This window comes from Flavobacterium sp. UGB4466, assembly GCF_903469665.1.
Taxonomy (GTDB): domain Bacteria; phylum Bacteroidota; class Bacteroidia; order Flavobacteriales; family Flavobacteriaceae; genus Flavobacterium; species Flavobacterium lipolyticum.
The window spans coordinates 1-532 of the sequence record NZ_CAGKLC010000270.1 but is presented as its reverse complement, the minus strand read 5'-3'; the positions used below and the strand labels follow the sequence as shown (position 1 = coordinate 532).

The 532-nt window shown below is 47.2% G+C and carries 1 protein-coding gene; it reads left to right on the top strand.

Translation table 11 applies throughout. The features are described from left to right. On the top strand, window positions 1–532 hold a 532-nt coding region (locus tag JO950_RS22005), incomplete at both ends, for a SprB repeat-containing protein (RefSeq protein ID WP_202704550.1).

The following is a 532-nucleotide window of genomic DNA, read 5'->3' as shown; positions in this document are numbered from 1 at the left end:
GAACTTATAGTGTTACTATTACAGATGCTAACGCATGTCCTAAAACGATAACGGGTATTGTGGTAGGACAACCAGCTACCGCTCTTGATGGCACTGTAGCTACAACAGCAGCTTCTTGTTTTGGAAGTGCTAACGGTACAGCAACAGTAACCCCATCAGGAGGTACACCGGGATATACCTATTCATGGTCTCCAACCGGAGGTACAGCCGCAACGGCAACCGGGCTTACTGCCGGAACTTATAGTGTTACCATTACAGATGCTAACGCATGTCCTAAAACGATAACAGGTATTGTTATTGGCCAGCCTACAGCTGTTGACGGAACTGCTACTACAACAGCCGTTTCCTGTTTTGGAGGTAATAACGGTACAGCAACAGTTACCCCTTCAGGTGGTACACCAGGATATACTTATTCATGGACTCCATCGGGAGGTACGGCTGCAACAGCAACAGGACTTACCGCCGGAACTTATAGCGTTACTATTACAGACGCTAACGCATGTCCTAAAACGATAACGGGTATTGTGGTAGG